This is a genomic window from Arthrobacter sp. ATA002, from assembly GCF_026898095.1.
Taxonomy (GTDB): domain Bacteria; phylum Actinomycetota; class Actinomycetes; order Actinomycetales; family Micrococcaceae; genus Arthrobacter_B.
Genome location: NZ_CP114015.1, coordinates 1,300,840 through 1,316,888, shown reverse-complemented (window position 1 = coordinate 1,316,888; position 16,049 = coordinate 1,300,840). Strand labels below are relative to the sequence as shown.

The 16,049-nt window shown below is 68.5% G+C and carries 10 protein-coding genes and 6 pseudogenes; 3 read left to right on the top strand and 13 right to left on the bottom strand.

Annotated features, from left to right (window positions below; genetic code table 11):
• Positions 1–6 precede the first annotated feature (6 nt).
• The 4 genes and pseudogenes from OL239_RS06615 to clpS all read right to left on the bottom strand — a co-directional run.
• Positions 7–879, bottom strand: coding sequence for an MBL fold metallo-hydrolase (locus OL239_RS06615; protein WP_268911202.1), 873 nt, complete (start codon positions 877–879; stop codon positions 7–9).
• Positions 876–1,940: a glutamate racemase gene (gene murI, locus OL239_RS06610; RefSeq protein WP_268911201.1), complete on the bottom strand. Its 1,065-nt coding sequence runs from the start codon at positions 1,938–1,940 to the stop codon at positions 876–878. The genes OL239_RS06615 and murI overlap by 4 nt, the downstream gene beginning before the upstream one ends.
• A 59-nt stretch (positions 1,941–1,999) precedes the next feature.
• Positions 2,000–2,556: pseudogene (locus OL239_RS06605) on the bottom strand (DUF2017 domain-containing protein).
• 98 nt (positions 2,557–2,654) lie between these two features.
• Positions 2,655–2,948: pseudogene (gene clpS, locus OL239_RS06600) on the bottom strand (ATP-dependent Clp protease adapter ClpS); the annotation flags it as partial.
• Between the two features lie 80 nt (positions 2,949–3,028).
• On the opposite strand from clpS, the gene OL239_RS06595 reads away from it, so the two are divergent.
• Positions 3,029–4,360 (top strand): nicotinate phosphoribosyltransferase, encoded by a 1,332-nt coding sequence (locus OL239_RS06595; RefSeq protein WP_442864233.1) that lies wholly within the window; start codon positions 3,029–3,031, stop codon positions 4,358–4,360.
• A gap of 2 nt (positions 4,361–4,362) precedes the next feature.
• Positions 4,363–4,985: pseudogene (locus tag OL239_RS06590) on the top strand (nicotinamidase).
• A gap of 84 nt (positions 4,986–5,069) precedes the next feature.
• Here the strand turns inward: OL239_RS06590 and OL239_RS06585 are convergent.
• The 9 genes and pseudogenes from OL239_RS06585 to OL239_RS06545 all read right to left on the bottom strand — a co-directional run.
• Positions 5,070–6,854 (bottom strand): annotated as a pseudogene (locus OL239_RS06585) (DEAD/DEAH box helicase); the annotation flags it as partial.
• 34 nt (positions 6,855–6,888) lie between these two features.
• Positions 6,889–7,041: a hypothetical protein gene (locus tag OL239_RS06580; RefSeq protein ID WP_268911832.1), complete on the bottom strand. Its 153-nt coding sequence runs from the start codon at positions 7,039–7,041 to the stop codon at positions 6,889–6,891.
• An 18-nt stretch (positions 7,042–7,059) separates the two neighbouring features.
• The gene (locus OL239_RS06575) at positions 7,060–7,305 is read right to left on the bottom strand and encodes a hypothetical protein (protein ID WP_268911199.1); all 246 of its coding nucleotides are present in this window, start codon (positions 7,303–7,305) and stop codon (positions 7,060–7,062) included.
• A gap of 273 nt (positions 7,306–7,578) precedes the next feature.
• The gene (locus OL239_RS06570; RefSeq protein ID WP_376934657.1) at positions 7,579–7,881 is read right to left on the bottom strand and encodes a DUF3039 domain-containing protein; all 303 of its coding nucleotides are present in this window, start codon (positions 7,879–7,881) and stop codon (positions 7,579–7,581) included.
• A 54-nt stretch (positions 7,882–7,935) separates the two neighbouring features.
• Positions 7,936–9,432 carry a transporter gene (locus tag OL239_RS06565; protein ID WP_329609371.1) on the bottom strand — a complete coding sequence of 499 codons (1,497 nt, stop codon included), beginning with the start codon at positions 9,430–9,432 and terminating at the stop codon, positions 7,936–7,938.
• 58 nt (positions 9,433–9,490) lie between these two features.
• A complete protein-coding gene (locus OL239_RS06560; protein ID WP_268911197.1) occupies positions 9,491–10,285 on the bottom strand; it encodes an ABC transporter ATP-binding protein in 795 nt (264 codons plus the stop codon).
• Positions 10,286–10,471: 186 nt separating this feature from the next.
• Positions 10,472–11,582 (bottom strand): annotated as a pseudogene (locus OL239_RS06555) (NADH:flavin oxidoreductase/NADH oxidase).
• Between the two features lie 11 nt (positions 11,583–11,593).
• Positions 11,594–12,547, bottom strand: coding sequence for a tetratricopeptide repeat protein (locus tag OL239_RS06550; RefSeq protein WP_268911196.1), 954 nt, complete (start codon positions 12,545–12,547; stop codon positions 11,594–11,596).
• A 64-nt stretch (positions 12,548–12,611) separates the two neighbouring features.
• Positions 12,612–14,414 (bottom strand): hypothetical protein, encoded by a 1,803-nt coding sequence (locus tag OL239_RS06545; protein WP_268911195.1) that lies wholly within the window; start codon positions 14,412–14,414, stop codon positions 12,612–12,614.
• Between the two features lie 236 nt (positions 14,415–14,650).
• Between OL239_RS06545 and OL239_RS06540 the strand changes: the two are divergent.
• A pseudogene (locus OL239_RS06540) lies at positions 14,651–15,999 on the top strand (AI-2E family transporter).
• Positions 16,000–16,049 lie beyond the last annotated feature (50 nt).

Sequence of the window (16,049 nt, the reverse complement as noted above, 5' to 3'; positions counted from 1 at the left end):
CTCCGGCTACCCGGCGGGCTGGCTTCCTGAGCCGGCGGGCTGGGCTCCGGAACCGGCCGCCAGCGGAGCGGCGAACGGACTGCCAACCTCGTAGGAGACACCCGCCACGGCCACCGCGAGATCCCCGGCATACGTTTCGCGTGCTTCCGCGACCGAGGTGTTGGCGTCATTCCAGACCGGCAGGTGGGTCAGGAGCAGGCGGCGCGCGCTGGCCGCCGTGGCCGCGGCACCGGCCCGTTTGCCGGTCAGGTGCACGCCGTCGATGGCGTCGTCGCGGCCTTCATGGAACGCCGCCTCGCAGAGGAAGACGTCGCTGTCGCGGGCGGCTTCCTCCAGCCCGCCGCAGGAGTCGGTGTCCCCGGAATAGGCCAGGGTGTGCAGCAGGGTGGTCCCGTCCGGGCCCACGGACCTGGCCTCGACCCGCAGGGCGTAGGCCTCGTCGGCCGGGTGCCTGACCGGATAGGGCGTGACAGTGAACGGGCCGATGTCCACGCTTTCGCTGCTCTCCCAGTTCAGGAACTCGAAGTCCTCGTGCATGCCCGGATCAAGGGGCAGCCCGTATGCCGTGGCCATCCGGTCAGCCGTGTCCTTGGGCCCAAAGACCTTAATCCGGTCCCGGTTCCACCCGGCCGGGTCCCAATGGACCGCCACGTGCAGTCCGCACAGGTCCATGCAGTGGTCCGGATGCAGGTGGGTCAGCAGGACGGCGTCGATGTCCCGCAAATCCATGTAGCGCTGCAGTGCCCCCAGCGAACCGTTGCCCAGGTCCAGCAGGATGCGCCAGGTCCGGACGCCGTCGTTGGCGGTGACAAGGTAACAGGAGGCAGGGGATGCCGGACCGGGAAAGGATCCGCTGCAGCCCACAATGGTCAGTTTCATTCAGTGCCGTTCCGAAGGGCGCCGGGCGGCCTTCCGTGGTCGTCATGGATGGAGCCGGACTTGCCGCGTGCTGAGCGGTCGGCGGCAGCCATGTCCGGGGTGACCCGGGCCAGGCTGCCGGTGGGATAGTGCGCCGCCACGTTTTCCACGTGCTCGACACGCAGGACTTCAGGGCCAAGGAAGCGCCGGGCCAGGAGTTCGAAGGACGCCGAATCCCCCGTGGCCAGGAACCGGTACTCCGGTGCGGCCGCTGCGGTGCGCTGCAGGTCATGGGAAATCAGCGCCCGGTACACGTCCTTGGCGGTTTCCTCCGCACTGGACACCAGCGTCACGCCGTCGCCCATCACGTAGGAGATCACGCCGGTGAGCAGCGGATAGTGCGTGCAGCCCAGCACCACGGTATCCACCCCGCCGGCTTTCAGCGGGGCCAGGTACTCTTCGGCGGTGGCCAGCAGGTCCGGACCGGCGGTAACGCCGGCCTCGACGTAGTCGACGAACGCCGGGCACGCCACGGATTCGATCCGCAGGTGCGGAGCGGCGGCAAACGTGTCGTGGTAGGCGCGCGAACCGACCGTGGCCTCGGTTCCGATCACGCCGACCCGCCCGGACCGGGTGGCCGCGACGGCACGGCGCACGGCGGGCTGGATGACCTCGATGACGGGGATGCCGTAACGGCGGGTGTAGCGCTCGCGGGCGTCCCGGAGAACGGCGGCCGACGCCGTGTTGCAGGCAATGACCAGGAGCTTGACGCCGGAGTCCACCAGTTCATCCATGACGCCCAGTGCGTTGGCGCGGACTTCCGCAATGGGCAGGGGCCCGTAGGGGCCGCGGGCGGTGTCGCCCACGTAAAGAACCGACTCATTGGGCAGCTGGTCGATGACTGCCCGGGCCACGGTCAGCCCGCCCACGCCGGAATCGAAAATACCGATGGGCGCTTCCGCATTGTTTTTCCGCGGCAGGCCGGTGCGCTGCGGCCGCCGGGCGCGCCCGGCCACCTGCGCGCGCGGTGCGTCGGTCAGCGGTTCCGTCATCAGCGAGGAACTTTCCGGGTCAGAGCTCATAATGTATCGAGAATAGTCCCCCGGCACCCCGCCGCGAACTCACCCCGGCGTGCGCTTGGTCACAGCAGGGAGCGGTTCATGGCCTGCATCAGGGTCTCCTGCAGCCAGGTGACAAAGTTGTACACGAGGGCCAGATAACCGTCCACGTCCTGCGCCCGGGACGGATCGGTGATGCCGTGCAGCCGCTCGGTGTCTTCGTCGGTCTCCAGCCCGAGGCGGTCGGCAAGCACGAGCCGTACATCGTTGAGCGCGCGGGCAAAATACTGGGCCTGTTCGGCGTTGAGCAGCAGCGGTTTTGATTCCAGCAGCAGGGCCGCGGCGCGCAGTGCCCCGCTCTTGGATTCCCTCAGCGAGCGCTCGGTGAGGCGGCGGAATTCCAGTGCTTCGGCATCGTCCCCCTGGACGGCGTCGGGCAGCAGGCGGTGCAGCGCGGAGTCGGACGGGACACTGGCACTGGTGTCCAAACCCACCATCGCCGCCAGCGGGTCGGCGTCTGCGGGCGTATCCGGCTCCAGCATGCCCAGCACGTCGTTGAACAGGCTGCGCAACAGCTCCCGCTCCCCGCGTCCAGTGATGCGGTGATGCCCTTGCGGGTGGTTTTGAATCCGGTTGCCACGTCTGTCCTATCCGCCGGCCGGAGCCGGGCTGTGCTGCTTTTCCTGCCGCTGTTGCCGTTGTCAGTGCCGGTGCACCGGGCGGATCAGGGTTCGTCGGTTTTTGGAAGGTGGCCCAGAGCCCGAAGGAGTGCATGGCCACGGTGTCCCGCTCCGCCGACTCACGGGACCCGGTCGCGACCACGGACTTGCCCTGTTCATGGACTTCCATCATGAGCCGGTTGGCCTTGGCCTCCGAATAGCCGAAATAGCTGCGGAAGACGTAGCTGACGTAGCTCATGAGGTTCACCGGATCGTTCCAGACAATCACCACCCACGGCACGTCGGCGCCAACCAGGGACTCCGTCTCAGCGCGCTCAAGGGTGTCGGTGCCGGGCGCAGTGCTCAAAGTCATGACTCCAATTGTAGGTTGGGCCCGGTTGCCGAACCGCCAGCGGAAGCCTTCTACTCAATAAGCGAACGGGGGTTAGAGTTTTGACTGTGAACAGCACCAACGCTTGGCGCCAGCCCAATGCCGCCCTGTATACCGACCATTATGAGTTGACCATGCTGCAGGCTGCCCTGCATTCAGGCACAGCCAGCCGCCGATCCGTGTTCGAGGTTTTCGGCCGGCGGCTGCCCGACGGGCGCCGGTACGGGGTTGTTGCCGGCACCGGCCGGATCCTCGAGGCGCTGGCCGCCTTCCGGTTCGGTGACGAACAGCTCGCGTTCCTGGAAAGCACCTCGGTGGTGGACGCCCGCACGCTGCAGTGGCTCGCCGGCTTCCGGTTCTCCGGAAACATCTTCGGCTACGCCGAGGGTGAGGCCTATTTCCCGCATTCACCGATCCTGACGGTGGAAGCAACCTTCGCCGAGGCCTGCATCCTGGAGACCCTCCTGCTCTCGGTCCTGAACCACGACAGCGCGATCGCCTCGGCCGCATCCCGCATGGTCACCGCCGCCGGCGGGCGCCCGTGCATCGAGATGGGCTCGCGCCGCACGCATGAGGAGGCGGCCGCAGCCGCTGCCCGCGCCGCGATCATTGCCGGCTTCGACTCGACCTCAAACCTGGAAGCCGGGCGCCGGTACGGCCTGAAAACGGTTGGCACCGCCGCCCATTCCTTCACTCTCCTCCACGACTCGGAACGCGACGCCTTCGAGGCCCAGGTTGGCTCGCTCGGCGCGAACACCTCGCTCCTGGTGGACACGTACGACGTCGAAGCGGGCGTGCGCAACGCCGTCGCCGTTGCCGGCACGAAACTGGGCGGAGTGCGGCTGGATTCCGGCGACCTGGTGGCCCAGGCCCGGTGGGTGCGGGAGCTCCTGGATGACCTGGGCAACACGGACACCCGCATCATGGTCACCTCCGACCTGGATGAATATGCCATTGCCTCTCTGGCCTCCGCCCCGGTGGACGCGTACGGTGTGGGCACCTCGCTGGTCACCGGGTCCGGCGCTCCCACCGCCGGGATGGTGTACAAGCTGGTCAGCCGTGAGGGCGACGACCACGAGTTTGTTTCCGTGGCCAAGGCCGCAAAGAACAAAGCCTCCCGCGGCGGCCGCAAATATGCGCTGCGCCGCCTCAACGCGCACGGCACGGCCACCGCCGAGGTCATTGGTATCGGCCACCGCCCCCTCGATGACGGCAACGACCGCCCGCTGCTGGAACAGTTTGTGGCCGACGGCGAAATCCTCCCCGGCTGGACCGGCGCCGGCGGCATGGAGCGGGCCGCCAAACGGCACACAGATTCCCTGGCCGAGCTTCCGGCCTCGGTGAACCGCCTGCAGCGCGGCGAACCGGCCATCCCCACCGAATACGAGGAGTAAGAATGACGCGCGCCCTGATTGTTGTCGACGTCCAGAACGACTTCTGCGAAGGAGGATCCTCGCCGTTCCCGGCGGCACCGACACAGCCTCCGAAATTACCGATTACATCGAAACCACGCGGGGCCGGTACGACGTCGTGGCCGCCACGCAGGACTGGCATATCGAGCCCGGGCCGCACTTTTCCGACACTCCGGACTACAGGGAATCCTGGCCGGTGCACTGCGTCGCCGGCACCACCGGAGCCGGCCTGCACCCCGACCTGGACACCGAACACATTGACGCGTTCTTCCGCAAGGGCCAGTATGAGGCGGCGTACTCCGGTTTCGAGGGCGTGCTCGCGCCCGAAGACGAAGTCCCCACCGGCGATCTGGACGCGGCAGCCGCGCCGCTGGACCCGGCGGAGACCGTCAGCCTGGACGACTGGCTGCGTGAGAACGACGTCGACGAGGTCGTGATCGTGGGCCTGGCCGCCGACTACTGTGTCCGCGCCACGGCCCTGGATGCCGTCGCCGCCGGCTATGACACGTTTGTCATCCCGGACCTCTGCCGCGGTATTGACCGCGCCGGTACGCGGGCGGCGCTGGCCGAACTCGAAGACGCCGGCGTGGAACTGCTGGACCTGTAGGCCGTTGGCCCGCGGGCCGGGCCTGCCCGGCCGGGGGCGACAGTAGCAGGGGTGCCGGAGCTTAGCGCTCCGGCACCCCTGCTGCTTGCGGCCGATAAACCAGTCCTGGAGCTTCTTCAGCCGCTGGTTCAGCTGCTCCTCGTTGGCCTGGGCCACCGGCGGGCCGCCGCAAATGCGGCGCAGCTCGCTGTGCACCATACCGTGCGGCATGCCTGAGCGCGCGGACCAGGCGGACACGTTCTTGGCGAGCTGACCGCGCAGTTCGGTGAGCCTGCGGTGGTCCATGACGGACGGCTCCGGCTCCGGGGTGCGTGCCCCGGGCTCCCTGCGGCCGCGCCGGGACTGCTGCTCGTGCTGGCGCTGGCGCAGCAGCATGCCCACCTGATCGGCGTCCAGCAGGCCGGGGATACCCAGGAAATCCTGTTCCTCTTCGCTGCCGAGCTCTCCCCCGGTGCCGAACTCGCCGCCGTCGAACAGCACGCGGTCAAAGGAGGCCTGGGACTCCAGCGCCTCAAACTTTTGCTTGGTGAGCGAGTCCGAGGCCTTTTCCTCCCGGTTGGCGGCCTCCATGAGGCTGTCCTCCAGCCCGAAGCCCTCCTCCTCGAGGTGGTTATCCGGACGGTCCAGGGCGTGGTCGCGTTCCATTTCCAGCTGGTTGGCCAAAGCCATCAGGTTGGGCACCGAGGGCAGGAAGACCGACGCCGTTTCACCGCGCTTGCGGGCCCGCACGAACCGTCCCACCGCCTGGGCGAAAAACAGCGGGGTCGCGGTGGACGTTGCGTAGACGCCCACGGCCAGCCGCGGAACGTCCACGCCTTCGGACACCATGCGCACCGCCACCATCCAGCGCTGGTCACCCGCGGAGAACTCGTCGATCTTGTCCGAGGCCTTGGCATCGTCGGAGAGGATCACGGTTGGGGACTGTCCGGTAATCTTCTTCAGCGTGCCCGCGTAGGCACGGGCGTCGTCGTGGTCGGTGGCAATGACCAGCCCGCCGGCGTCGGGCACGGCGCGCCGCACCTCGGACAGCCGCCGGTCGGCGGCGGCCAGCACCGCCGGGATCCACTCGCCGGTGGGATTCAGCGCCGTGCGCCAGGCCTGCGCCGTAATGTCCTTGGTAACGGCGGCCTCGCCCAGGGATGCAGCCATCTCGTCGCCGGCGCTGGTGCGCCAGCGCATCTGGCCGGAGTACGCCATGAACATCACCGGACGCACCACGTGGTCCCGCAGGGCCTCGCCGTATCCATAGGTGTAATCGGCCTTGGAGCGTCGGATGCCGTCCCGGTCCGCTTCGTATTCCACAAACGGAATCGCCGCGGTGTCCGAGCGGAACGGCGTACCGGTGAGGGAGAGCCTCTTCACCGCCGGTTCGAAAGCCTCCCGGATACCGTCGCCCCAGGAGAGGGCGTCGCCGCCGTGGTGGATTTCATCCAGGATGACCAGGGTGCGGGCGGCTTCCGTCTTCGCCCGGTGCAGCATCGGCTTGGAGGCCACCTGGGCGTAGGTCACGGCCACCCCAATGAAACCGTCACCGTGCCGCCCGTCGGCGTTCTTGAAGTTGGGGTCCAGCGCCAGGCCCACCTTCGCGGCGGCGTCAGCCCACTGGCGTTTGAGGTGGTCGGTGGGGGCCACAACGGTGATCCGCTTCACGATCCCGCGGTCCACCAGCTCGGTCGCCACCCGCAGGGCGAAGGTCGTCTTGCCGGCGCCGGGCGTGGCTACGGCAAGGAAATCGTCCGAGGTGCTGGCGAAGAACTTTTCGAGGGCTTCGGCCTGCCACTGGCGCAGTTTGGGGGCGGTACCCCAGGCTGCTCGTTCCGGATAAGCGGGCGGCAGGACCGGTCCGCCAAAGAGGGTGTCGGGGCTCACGCTGTGAACGGCACCTTTCCTGTGTTCGGGGTAACTATTGCACTGCGGGCACCGGAGACAATCCCCAGGCACGCATAACGGCTCCGACCTGGTCGGAAATCTGAAGGGACGCGGAGTTGCGTCCCCGGTCCACGGAGGTGGACAGGGCCGGCACCATCACTGACGTGCTGGAAAGGGCCAGGTCCATGGCTGCTCCGGCCACGGACTACACCGCCACGAGAACCCGGAAGGGCACCGCCGGGGAAGACAGCAGTCCGATTCCTCCCACTGCCGCGGCCAGCACGGACGCGCCGGCCACCAAAAGCCGGTGGCGGCGCCCGGTGGCACGTGCCTGCAGGAAGGAACCCACCGCCCAGCCTACCGCTCCCGCGGTCAATGCCAGTCCGGCAGTGGCCGGGTCCACACCGTGGGTTGCCAGCACCATGAGCGACAGGAAAGCGTCTGCGGCCACGGGTCCGGCCCAGCACCGGGTCAAGTTCGGGGTCCTCCGGCACCCCAGCGTCCTGGCCCGCGGCCAGCCCGCGAAACCGGCAACCGGCACGATGGGCCCCGCCGCCGGCCGACAGGTCGGCCGCCGCGACCGGCATGACCGTTGTCACCGCCATGGCTTCAAACGCGAACAGGTGATGATCGCCAGGATGCCCAGGGTGAGGGCACGGTATGCGGCGGACAACGGACCGGCAGGACGCGGCTGGGCGGAAACCCGCTCATGGACGCCCGGAAATTACTTGCCGCCGTCCTTGGGCGCGCTCAGGCCGTCGTAGATTTCCTTGCAGGTGGGGCACACGGGGAACTTCTTGGGGTCCCGGCCCGGAGTCCAGACCTTGCCGCACAGAGCAATCACGGGTTCACCGGACAGCGCCGACTCCATGATCTTTTCCTTGCGCACGTAGTGGGCAAACCGTTCACTGTCGCCGGGTTCTGTGTACTCGCGCTGCTCTTCACGCTCGATGACGGCGGTGGAACCGCCGCCGTCGTCCAGGCGGCGGGCAGGGTCATTTTCGAAAGGATCAGGAGGCAGACTCATGGTTTCCATCTTAGTACCCGGAAGGTCCCGGGCCCGGCCGGCTGAAGGGTGGTTTTATTTGTGGACGGAGACTGCCGCCAGCATTTCCGGGGCGCGCCGGTCCAACCAGCGTCCGCCGATCCGGATTCCGGCAACGAGCAGTCCGGCGCCGAGCAGCACCCCGCCGGCCAGGGTCAGCCAGTCCCAGAGCGGGTTCTCACTCACCAGCGCCGTGACCGCCAGCACCAGCACGGGGAGCACGATGACGACTTGGGCCAGCATGCCCAGGCCCTGCACCAGGGCCGTCCGACCGCCGGAACCCGGCGGGGTCTTGAACGCGTTCTCCCCCGGCAGCGGAACGTTGTAGGTGTACCGTGCCGAGACTACCGATGACAGCCCCAGACCACCCAGCAGCACGGCGAGGGAGACCCCCAGCAGCACGGGAATCAGGTCCGTTTCGCCCAGCAGAACGCACGGCAGCACCGCGGCCAGGACGGTCACCGGCAGGGCAAAAACGGCGCAGCCAATAACCCGTCCCGCGCGGTCGGCCGTTCCCGACACACCGGTGCCCACGTGCAGGGCGAAGGCCGTATTGTCGTACGAGACGTCCGCGGAAATGCCGTAGCCGAGCAGGAAGCCCAGCAGCGGCCCCGCATACAGGATGAGGGACGGCCCCATGCCGTCCTGCGTTCCCAGGAACACGAGCAGGACCAGCATCAGCGGGATAATCAGCAGCGACGCGCCGTACCGCGGATCCCGGATCCAGTACGTCAGGGCGCGGGCAGCCACGGCCCCGGTGGGCGTGGGCGGAAATAGACCAAAGAACCCGAGCTTTCCGCCCTTGCGCCGCGCGCCGGCGTTGTGCGCCGGAGTGATGAGCGCGCGCACCAGCAGCACCTTCCAGACCCAGACCAGGAGGGCCAGGAAGACGACGGCGATGCCCAGCTTGGCGGCAGCCGCGCCCGGCTGGTCCAGGGCAACATCGCCCGGAACAGCCCAGGCGGCGCCGAGCGGCGTCCAGGACAGGGTACGGGCCAGGGACGGTAGATAGCCCTGGGCGCTGCTGATGCCCGAGCTGATGCCGGCAATGATCGGGCCCAAAAGCATGAGTGGAATGATGGCGGCCAGGCCGGAGATGTCCTTGAACCGGCGCGACGAGGCCAGGGAGGTGCTTGCCGCAACTGTGACGCGCGCAGCGATGACACAGGTGAACACCGCGACCAGCGCGGACACCACTCCCGCCGCAAGCGCGGCCGGACTGCGCCACCACACGGCGGCGGAACCCAGCGCCGCCAGCAGCGTCACCGCCCCCGGAATGCCGATCAGCCCGCCAAGCCCCAGCCCGGCCAGGAGCTTGGGCAGCGGCACGGCAAAGGTCACGAAGCGCGCGGGGTCCAGGGTCAGGTCCACACCGGTCGCCAGCACCGGAATCAGCGCCCAGCCCAGGACGGCGGCGCTGCCGGCGAGGACGGTCGCGGTGCGGGCCAGCTCGGGATCGTTGAAGCTCAGGAAGAACAGACCGGCAAACAGCAGGCCGAGCATCCCCAGTCCGTACAGCGCCCCAATGACCATTCCCACGATCTGCCAGGGGCTGCGGCGCAGGAGTTGCGCAGCAGGATGAGCTTGAGCCTTACGAGGTGCGCAACCACGGCAGGCCCTCCGAGTGCGTGCGTCCGCCCACCAGCTGCACGAAACGCTCTTCCAGGGTTTCGCCGCCGCGGACCTCGTCCACGGTTCCGGCGGCCAGCAGGTTGCCGCCGGCAACCACGGCCACGTGGTCGCACATGCGCTGGACCAGGTCCATGACGTGGCTGGACACGATCACCGTTCCGCCGGAACCCACGTAGCCGGAGAGAATGTCGCGGATGTTGGCGGCGGACACCGGGTCCACCGCTTCGAAGGGCTCGTCCAGCACCAGCAGCCGGGGCGCATGGATGAGCGCGGACGCGAGGGCAATCTTCTTGGTCATGCCGGCGGAGTAGTCCACCACCAGGGTGCCCGCGTCATTGGTCAGGTCCATGGCCTCAAGCAGGTCCCGTACCCGCTCTGCCACGGTTCCGCGGTCCATGCCGCGCAGCAGGCCGGAATACGTCACCAGCTGCTCGCCGGTGAGCCGGTCAAAGAGCCGGACGCCGTCGGGCAGCACGCCCATCAGCCGTTTGACTTTCAGCGGCTCAGCCCAGACGTCGGTGCCGTGCACCCAGACCTGCCCGTGCTCGGGACGCAGCAAACCGGTGGCCATGGACAGCAGGGTGGTTTTGCCGGCACCGTTGGGGCCGACCAGGCCGTAGAACGAGCCGGCCGGAACGTCGAGGCTGATCCCGTTGACGGCAATCTTCTCGCCAAACCGCTTGCCCAGCCCCCGGACTGCCAGCGCCGGCGCCGCGGGAACGGCCGGAGTTTCCGGAAATACGGAGTCGCTCATGTCAGCACCACTTTTGTCATGCCACCAAGGTACCCCTCCGGCGGCCGGAACCGGATCAGCCGCAGGGACCAGAACCGGCGCCGGCCGCCGGCAGGCGCGAACCCGCCTTGAGGACTAGCTGCACGCCGGAGCCTTCGGTGGGCCTGCGGCAACCGCGACCGCCCGCCGGCAGGGGCGGTCCACCGGTTAGGCCGGCCGGGCCCGCTCGTACTGCGGCGCCCAGGGAAGTTTGGCGTCCAGTTCGCCGGCCGCCCGCATCCACCAGTGCGGATCCCGCAGCGCGGCCCGTCCGATGAGGGCGGCATCCGCCCGCCCCGCCCGGAGGATCTCGTCCGCTTCCTGCGCGCCGGTGATCAGGCCGACGGCGGCGGTGGGAACACCTGCCTCCGTGCGGATGTGCTCGGCGAATCCGGTCTGGTACCCCGGGGCGACGGGAATGGTGGCCGCCGGAACGGCTCCCCGGTGGAAACGTCCACCAGGTCGACGCCGCGCCCGCGTGCCTGGACGGCGAGGCGGGCCGACGTGTGCTCGTCGAGGCCGCCGTCGGTCCAGTCGGTTGCCGAGATGCGCAGCAGCAGCGGCATGGACTCCGGGATGACCGCCCGGACGGCGTCGACGACTTCCAGCGTGAGCCGGTTGCGGCCCTCCTCCGATCCGCCCCACCCGTCGGTGCGGGTGTTGACCAGCGGGGTCATGAATTGGTGCAGCAGGTACCCGTGCGCGGCATGGATCTCGATGGTGTCGAAGCCTGCTTCCACGGACCGTTCAGCTGCCCGCGCGAAATCCGCGATGACCCGGCGGATGCCGGCTTCGTCCAGGGCGAGCGGTGCGGCGTAGCGGCCAAAGGCGTCGGCGGTGGGGCCTACCGTGCGCCAGCCGCCGTCGGCCTCCGCAACGCTGCCGCTGCCCCGGGCGAAGGGTGAGTAGGTCGAGGCCTTCCGCCCGGCGTGGGCCAGCTGCACGCCGATCCTGGCGTTGGCGGCCCCGTGGCGGTGGACGAAGTCAGTGATGCGGCGCCAGGCAGCGGCCTGCCCGGCGGTGTAAATCCCGGTGTCCTCCGGGCTGATCCGGCCCTCGGGGCTGACCGCTGTGGCTTCGGTAATGATCAGTGCCGCTCCCCGGCGGCAAACGAGCCCAGGTGCATCAGGTGCCAGTCGTTCGGCATCCCCGGCGCGTTGATGCCGTCGGCCGAGTACTGGCACATGGCGGCCACCCAGCCGCGGTGGGACAGCTCGAGGCCGCGGAGGGCCAGGGGGTCGAACAGCCCGGGGTTTGCAAAGGCCGCGGGTTCATTCATGCCGGGCCCGCTTAGAAGAGTGCCCGGGCGAGGGCGGAGCGTGCCTTGGTCACCCGCGGGTCGGTGGTGCCCACCACCTCAAACAGGTCAAGCAGGCGCAGCCGCGCCCGCTCCCGGTCGTCGCCAAAGACGCGCGCGATCAGGCGCACCACGCGGTTGAAGGCGTCTTCGACGTGGCCGCCGGAAACGTCCAGGTCCGCTACGGCCAGCTGGGCACCGACGTCATCCGGGTTCTCCGCTGCTTCGGTGCGCAGCTTTTCCGCATCGGCATCCTTCAGCCGGGACATCAGCTCGACCTGGGCCAGTCCAGCCCTGGCCTCCGCGTCCGCCGGCTGCTCGGCCAGCGCCCTGCGGTAGGCGGCCGCCGCGCCGTCATAATCTCCGGCGACGATCGCGTCGTAGGCTTCCTGGTGCAGCGGCGGCAGCGGAGCTTCCTCGGCCGGCTCCCCCGCGCCGCCCTCGTTCAGGGTTCCCGATACGCCGTTGGCTGCCGCCACCTGCAGCAGTTCGGCCACCAGGGCGCGGATCTGTTCCTCCGGGACAGCCCGGTCAAAGAGCGGCACCGGCTGGCCCTTGAGGACGGCGGCGACAGTGGGCACCCCCACGGCTTGGAATGCCTGGGCGATCTGCGGATAGGTATCCACGTCCACCCGGCCCAGCAGCAGCTTGCCGTCCTGTTCGGTGACAATGCCCCGCAGCACGGTGCCCACCTGGACGGATTCGGGGCTGCGCGCCGAGTACAGGTCGATGATGACCGGAACCTGTTCGGACAGCTGCACCAGCTGGGGGAAGGTCTGCTCGGACACCTCAACGATGTACGGGCTGGCCGCGGGCTGCCCCGCCCCGCCCTGTCCGGCGGCCGGGGCCCCCGCTGCGGACCTGTCTTTCAGGCTGGAGAGGTCGACGGCGCCGCGCAGGTTCATCGTGGAAGCGGCCGGTGCGGGACGGTGGTTCGGAGTGCTCATGGCTTCACCTTATTACGCAGTCTCGGGTCACCGGCAACCCGGTTTCCCCTAGTGGAGGGTGGGGTTACTTCAGGGTGGCTGACAGCAGTTCCTGCACGGCGCCGATGACCTGGATCTGGTCGGTGCTGCCCGCCGGCGGAACGTACAGCATGACGCCCTCGCCGTACTTGACGTCGATCCCCGCTTCGGTGCTCGTTTCACCGGTGAGTGTCTGGTAAACGGTGCCTTCCAGGTTGATGGAATCTCCGGCTTCCTTGGGCACGCTCGTGTAGCTGCTGTCCATGTAGCCGAAGACGATGGCTCCGCCGTCTGCGGTGCGAAGGGCGCGGGTATTGTCCGGCACGGCCGCGTGGTCGAAGGTGATGTCCGCGAACTCATTGTCCGGGCTCGTCGTGACGTCCGACTGGAACTTGGTGACCGCGTCGGCGAAGGTGTTCGGCGAGAAGGTTCCCTTGTTCATGCCGTCCGGGTTGGTGAGCGCGTCAGCCAATGCCTGCACGGCAATCTGCGGAGAAGTGGTCAGGCCTTCGGCGGAGTCGGCAGGTGCAGGCTCGACGCCGGCGCCGCCGGCCGGGCGCGGCGGGAAGGTGGTGCCGGGGAGCATCCGGATGGACGACACCAGTTTGTAATTCTCGCGGGCTGAGGCCTGTTCCAGCAGCAGTGCCTGCGGAACCTCATTGTCGGGCCCCTGCGTGACGGCAACCACGCTGCGCGGGAACTCCGTTCCGCCCATGATCAGGTCGGTCTTCAGCGGCTCGGCGGCAATTGGTTCCGGAGCGGGGTGGGTGGGCACCTTGGCGGAGGTGGCGTACCCGGCCTCCCGCAGGGTGGCCGCGGAACCGCCGGCCCGTTCGGCCAACAGCGCAGGATCCTTGGCGGCGTCCGCTGCCTGCACGGTGGCGGCGACGTCGGCCAGGATCCGTTCCAGCTGTGTCTTCAGGACGACGGGCGGTGTGGCTTCGCCGGTTGCTTCCGCTGTGGGGGCGGCCGTCAGCGGCAGTGCCGCCAGGGCAGGCGCGGGGCCGGCACCGAAGGCCAGGACCGTGGCCAGGGCGGTGCCAAGTGCAGCGGCAGGCCCCCGCCGGCGCCGGACCGGCATGGCACTGTAGGCAGAGGTGCCGGAGGTGCCCGGCTTGGAACCGGCCGCCGGCGCCGGTTCCGCGGCGGGAGGCGTGGTGCTGCCCGTCGTGGTGCTGCCCGTCGCGGGACCGGCAACCGTGTCGGCCCGGCGTGCGGGAGACTCGGCGGACGGCCCGCCGCCGCCGGAACGGCGTCCGCTGTTGCCGCGGCCGGCGGCGAAGGCCAGCGCGAGGCCGAGAACGGCAAGAAGCGCGCCCCCGACGATCAACGGCACGGCAAACGGCGTGGACGCATCGTTGGCGTAAGTGACCGACACATTCGCTGGCGCGGGAGCGGTGCCGTCAGCAGCGAGCAGGATCTCCCAGTCACCGGAAGCCGGGGCGTCCCACGTGAAGGTTGTTTCGCCGTCAACCTCCTGCTCGGAGACCCAAAGATCCGATCCGGCAGGATTGGGGACCGTCGGCGTTCCTTCAGTGACTTCGGATGCCAGGTTGTCGCCGTCAGCGGTTACCCGCAGGACGGCCGCGTCCCCCACCCAGGCTTCGACGTCGCCGGTCCGGCCCACTGCCATCAGGAAGGCGCCTTCGGAAGCCAACGTGAGCTCAACGCCGTCGGGGTGGGCGGTGAGGACATCGGTGCCGATGACAGTCAGCGGTGCCTGCTGATCGGTGGACGGTGCTTCGGCGGTGACGGTGCCGGGCGGAGCCCAGAAGGTGCGCTGTCCGATGCCGACGAGCATCAGCAGCACTCCGATCACGATCAGCGGAACTGCAATTTTGTTTCGCACAAGCTACCTATCTTCGGTCTCGGTGCATCGCCTCACCTGTAGGCAGGATGAAACGGGACGTGGAGCCTCCTGGCAGGGGGCCGGTCAATGGGTTTATAACCCAATGGTAACGAAATCCCCCGACCGGTCACATTCCGGCGCCGGCGCGGAAGCCGGACCGGCTCCCGCGCGCGGGATGGCTGATAATCTGGCGCTTCCGACCCCGGGCGTTCGCTTACCAACAGGAGACAAGCAAAATGGGCGAGAACCAGGACCAGCCGGCCGGAGAACCCCGCGACACTCCGCCGCAGGACGGGACCCCGGTGCCGCCCGGCGGTACGGCACGGCGGGGATTCCTTGCGGCGGCCTCGGACCGGGTCCGCCGGTCCGTTCCGCGCCATGTTCCCGGAGCGCGCCCGCGGCGCAGGTTCGAGTTCCCGCCGGATGCCGGCGCTCCGGCAGGGGCAACCGCAGCTGGCGCCGGACCGTCGCCGGGCACTGCCGTCAACGGCGCAGGCGGCGGCCAGGACGACGGCGCACCGGCGGGGCCTGCTGAGCTTCCGTCCGTCGGAATGAATGCCCATCCCATCCATTTCGGTTTCATGTTTACCGTGGGCGTGGGTTTCGCCCTGCTGGGCTATTTCATCCTCACCAATGTGGGCGAACTGCTGGTGTGGATCGGAGCGGCGCTGTTCATCGCCATCGGCCTGGATCCGGTCGTGAGCTGGCTGGCGGCCCGGCGTGTGCCGCGTCCGGCGGGAATAGCCATCACCATACTGGGACTGGCCGGCGTCGTCATCGGCTTTTTCTCGATGCTGATTCCCACGATCGTCCAGCAAACCACGGATATCATCAACAATGCCCCGGGGTACGTGGACACGTTCCTCGAATCGGACCTGTTCGTCAACGTCGAAGAGCAGTTTCATGTGCGGGAGCGGATCGAAGAAGAGGTCAACAAGTTTTTCACCAACGCCGACGCCCTCGGCGGTGTTTTCGGCGGCGTCTTGTCGGTCGGCACCGTTATTGCCAACGGTCTTTTCGGTGCGCTGATCATTCTGGTGCTGACCCTGTATTTCCTTGCCTCGCTGCCGTCCATGAAGAAATGGGGTTACCGGCTGGCGCCCGAAGCCGCCGCAGCCGGGTCGCCGCGCTGTCCGAGGAAATCACCGGCAGCGTCGGCAATTATGTGATCGGCCAGGGAATCGTCGCCCTGCTGGATGCCCTGTACGCGTTTGTCGTCATGACCATCACGGGGGTGCCGTTCTCCGTGCTGCTGGCGTTTGTGGTGGCCCTGCTGGCCTTCATACCCCTGGTGGGACCGCCCATCGCGCTGATTCTGGTTTCCCTGGTCGCGCTCACGAACAGCTGGCAGACAGCTGTGGTCTTTGCCCTGTTCTACATGGCCTACCTGCAGTTTGAGGCCTACTTCGTGTCGCCCCGCATCATGCGCCGCGCCGTTGCCGTCCCCGGTGCCGTTGCCGTGATTGCCGTTATAGCCGGCGGCACCCTGCTGGGCGTGCTGGGCGCCCTGATCGCCATTCCCACCGCCGCGGCCGTGCTGCTGCTGCTCAAGGATGTGTTCATCTCCCGGCAGGACAGCCGGTAGGCGGCCGGCCACCGCGGACAGTCACCGGCGCGAGTTGGATGCGGGAATCA

Excerpts from the sequence above, each read along its gene's own strand:
- OL239_RS06580 (WP_268911832.1), bottom strand. The coding sequence starts at position 7,041 with ATGGACCTGGCCCTTTCCAGCACGTCAGTGATGGTGCCGGCCCTGTCC.
- OL239_RS06615 (WP_268911202.1), bottom strand. The coding sequence starts at position 879 with ATGAAACTGACCATTGTGGGCTGCAGCGGATCCTTTCCCGGTCCGGCA.
- murI (WP_268911201.1), bottom strand. The coding sequence starts at position 1,940 with ATGAGCTCTGACCCGGAAAGTTCCTCGCTGATGACGGAACCGCTGACC.
- OL239_RS06565 (WP_329609371.1), bottom strand. The coding sequence starts at position 9,432 with ATGGTCATTGGGGCGCTGTACGGACTGGGGATGCTCGGCCTGCTGTTT.
- OL239_RS06560 (WP_268911197.1), bottom strand. The coding sequence starts at position 10,285 with ATGAGCGACTCCGTATTTCCGGAAACTCCGGCCGTTCCCGCGGCGCCG.
- OL239_RS06550 (WP_268911196.1), bottom strand. The coding sequence starts at position 12,547 with ATGAGCACTCCGAACCACCGTCCCGCACCGGCCGCTTCCACGATGAAC.
- OL239_RS06570 (WP_376934657.1), bottom strand. The coding sequence starts at position 7,881 with ATGAGTCTGCCTCCTGATCCTTTCGAAAATGACCCTGCCCGCCGCCTG.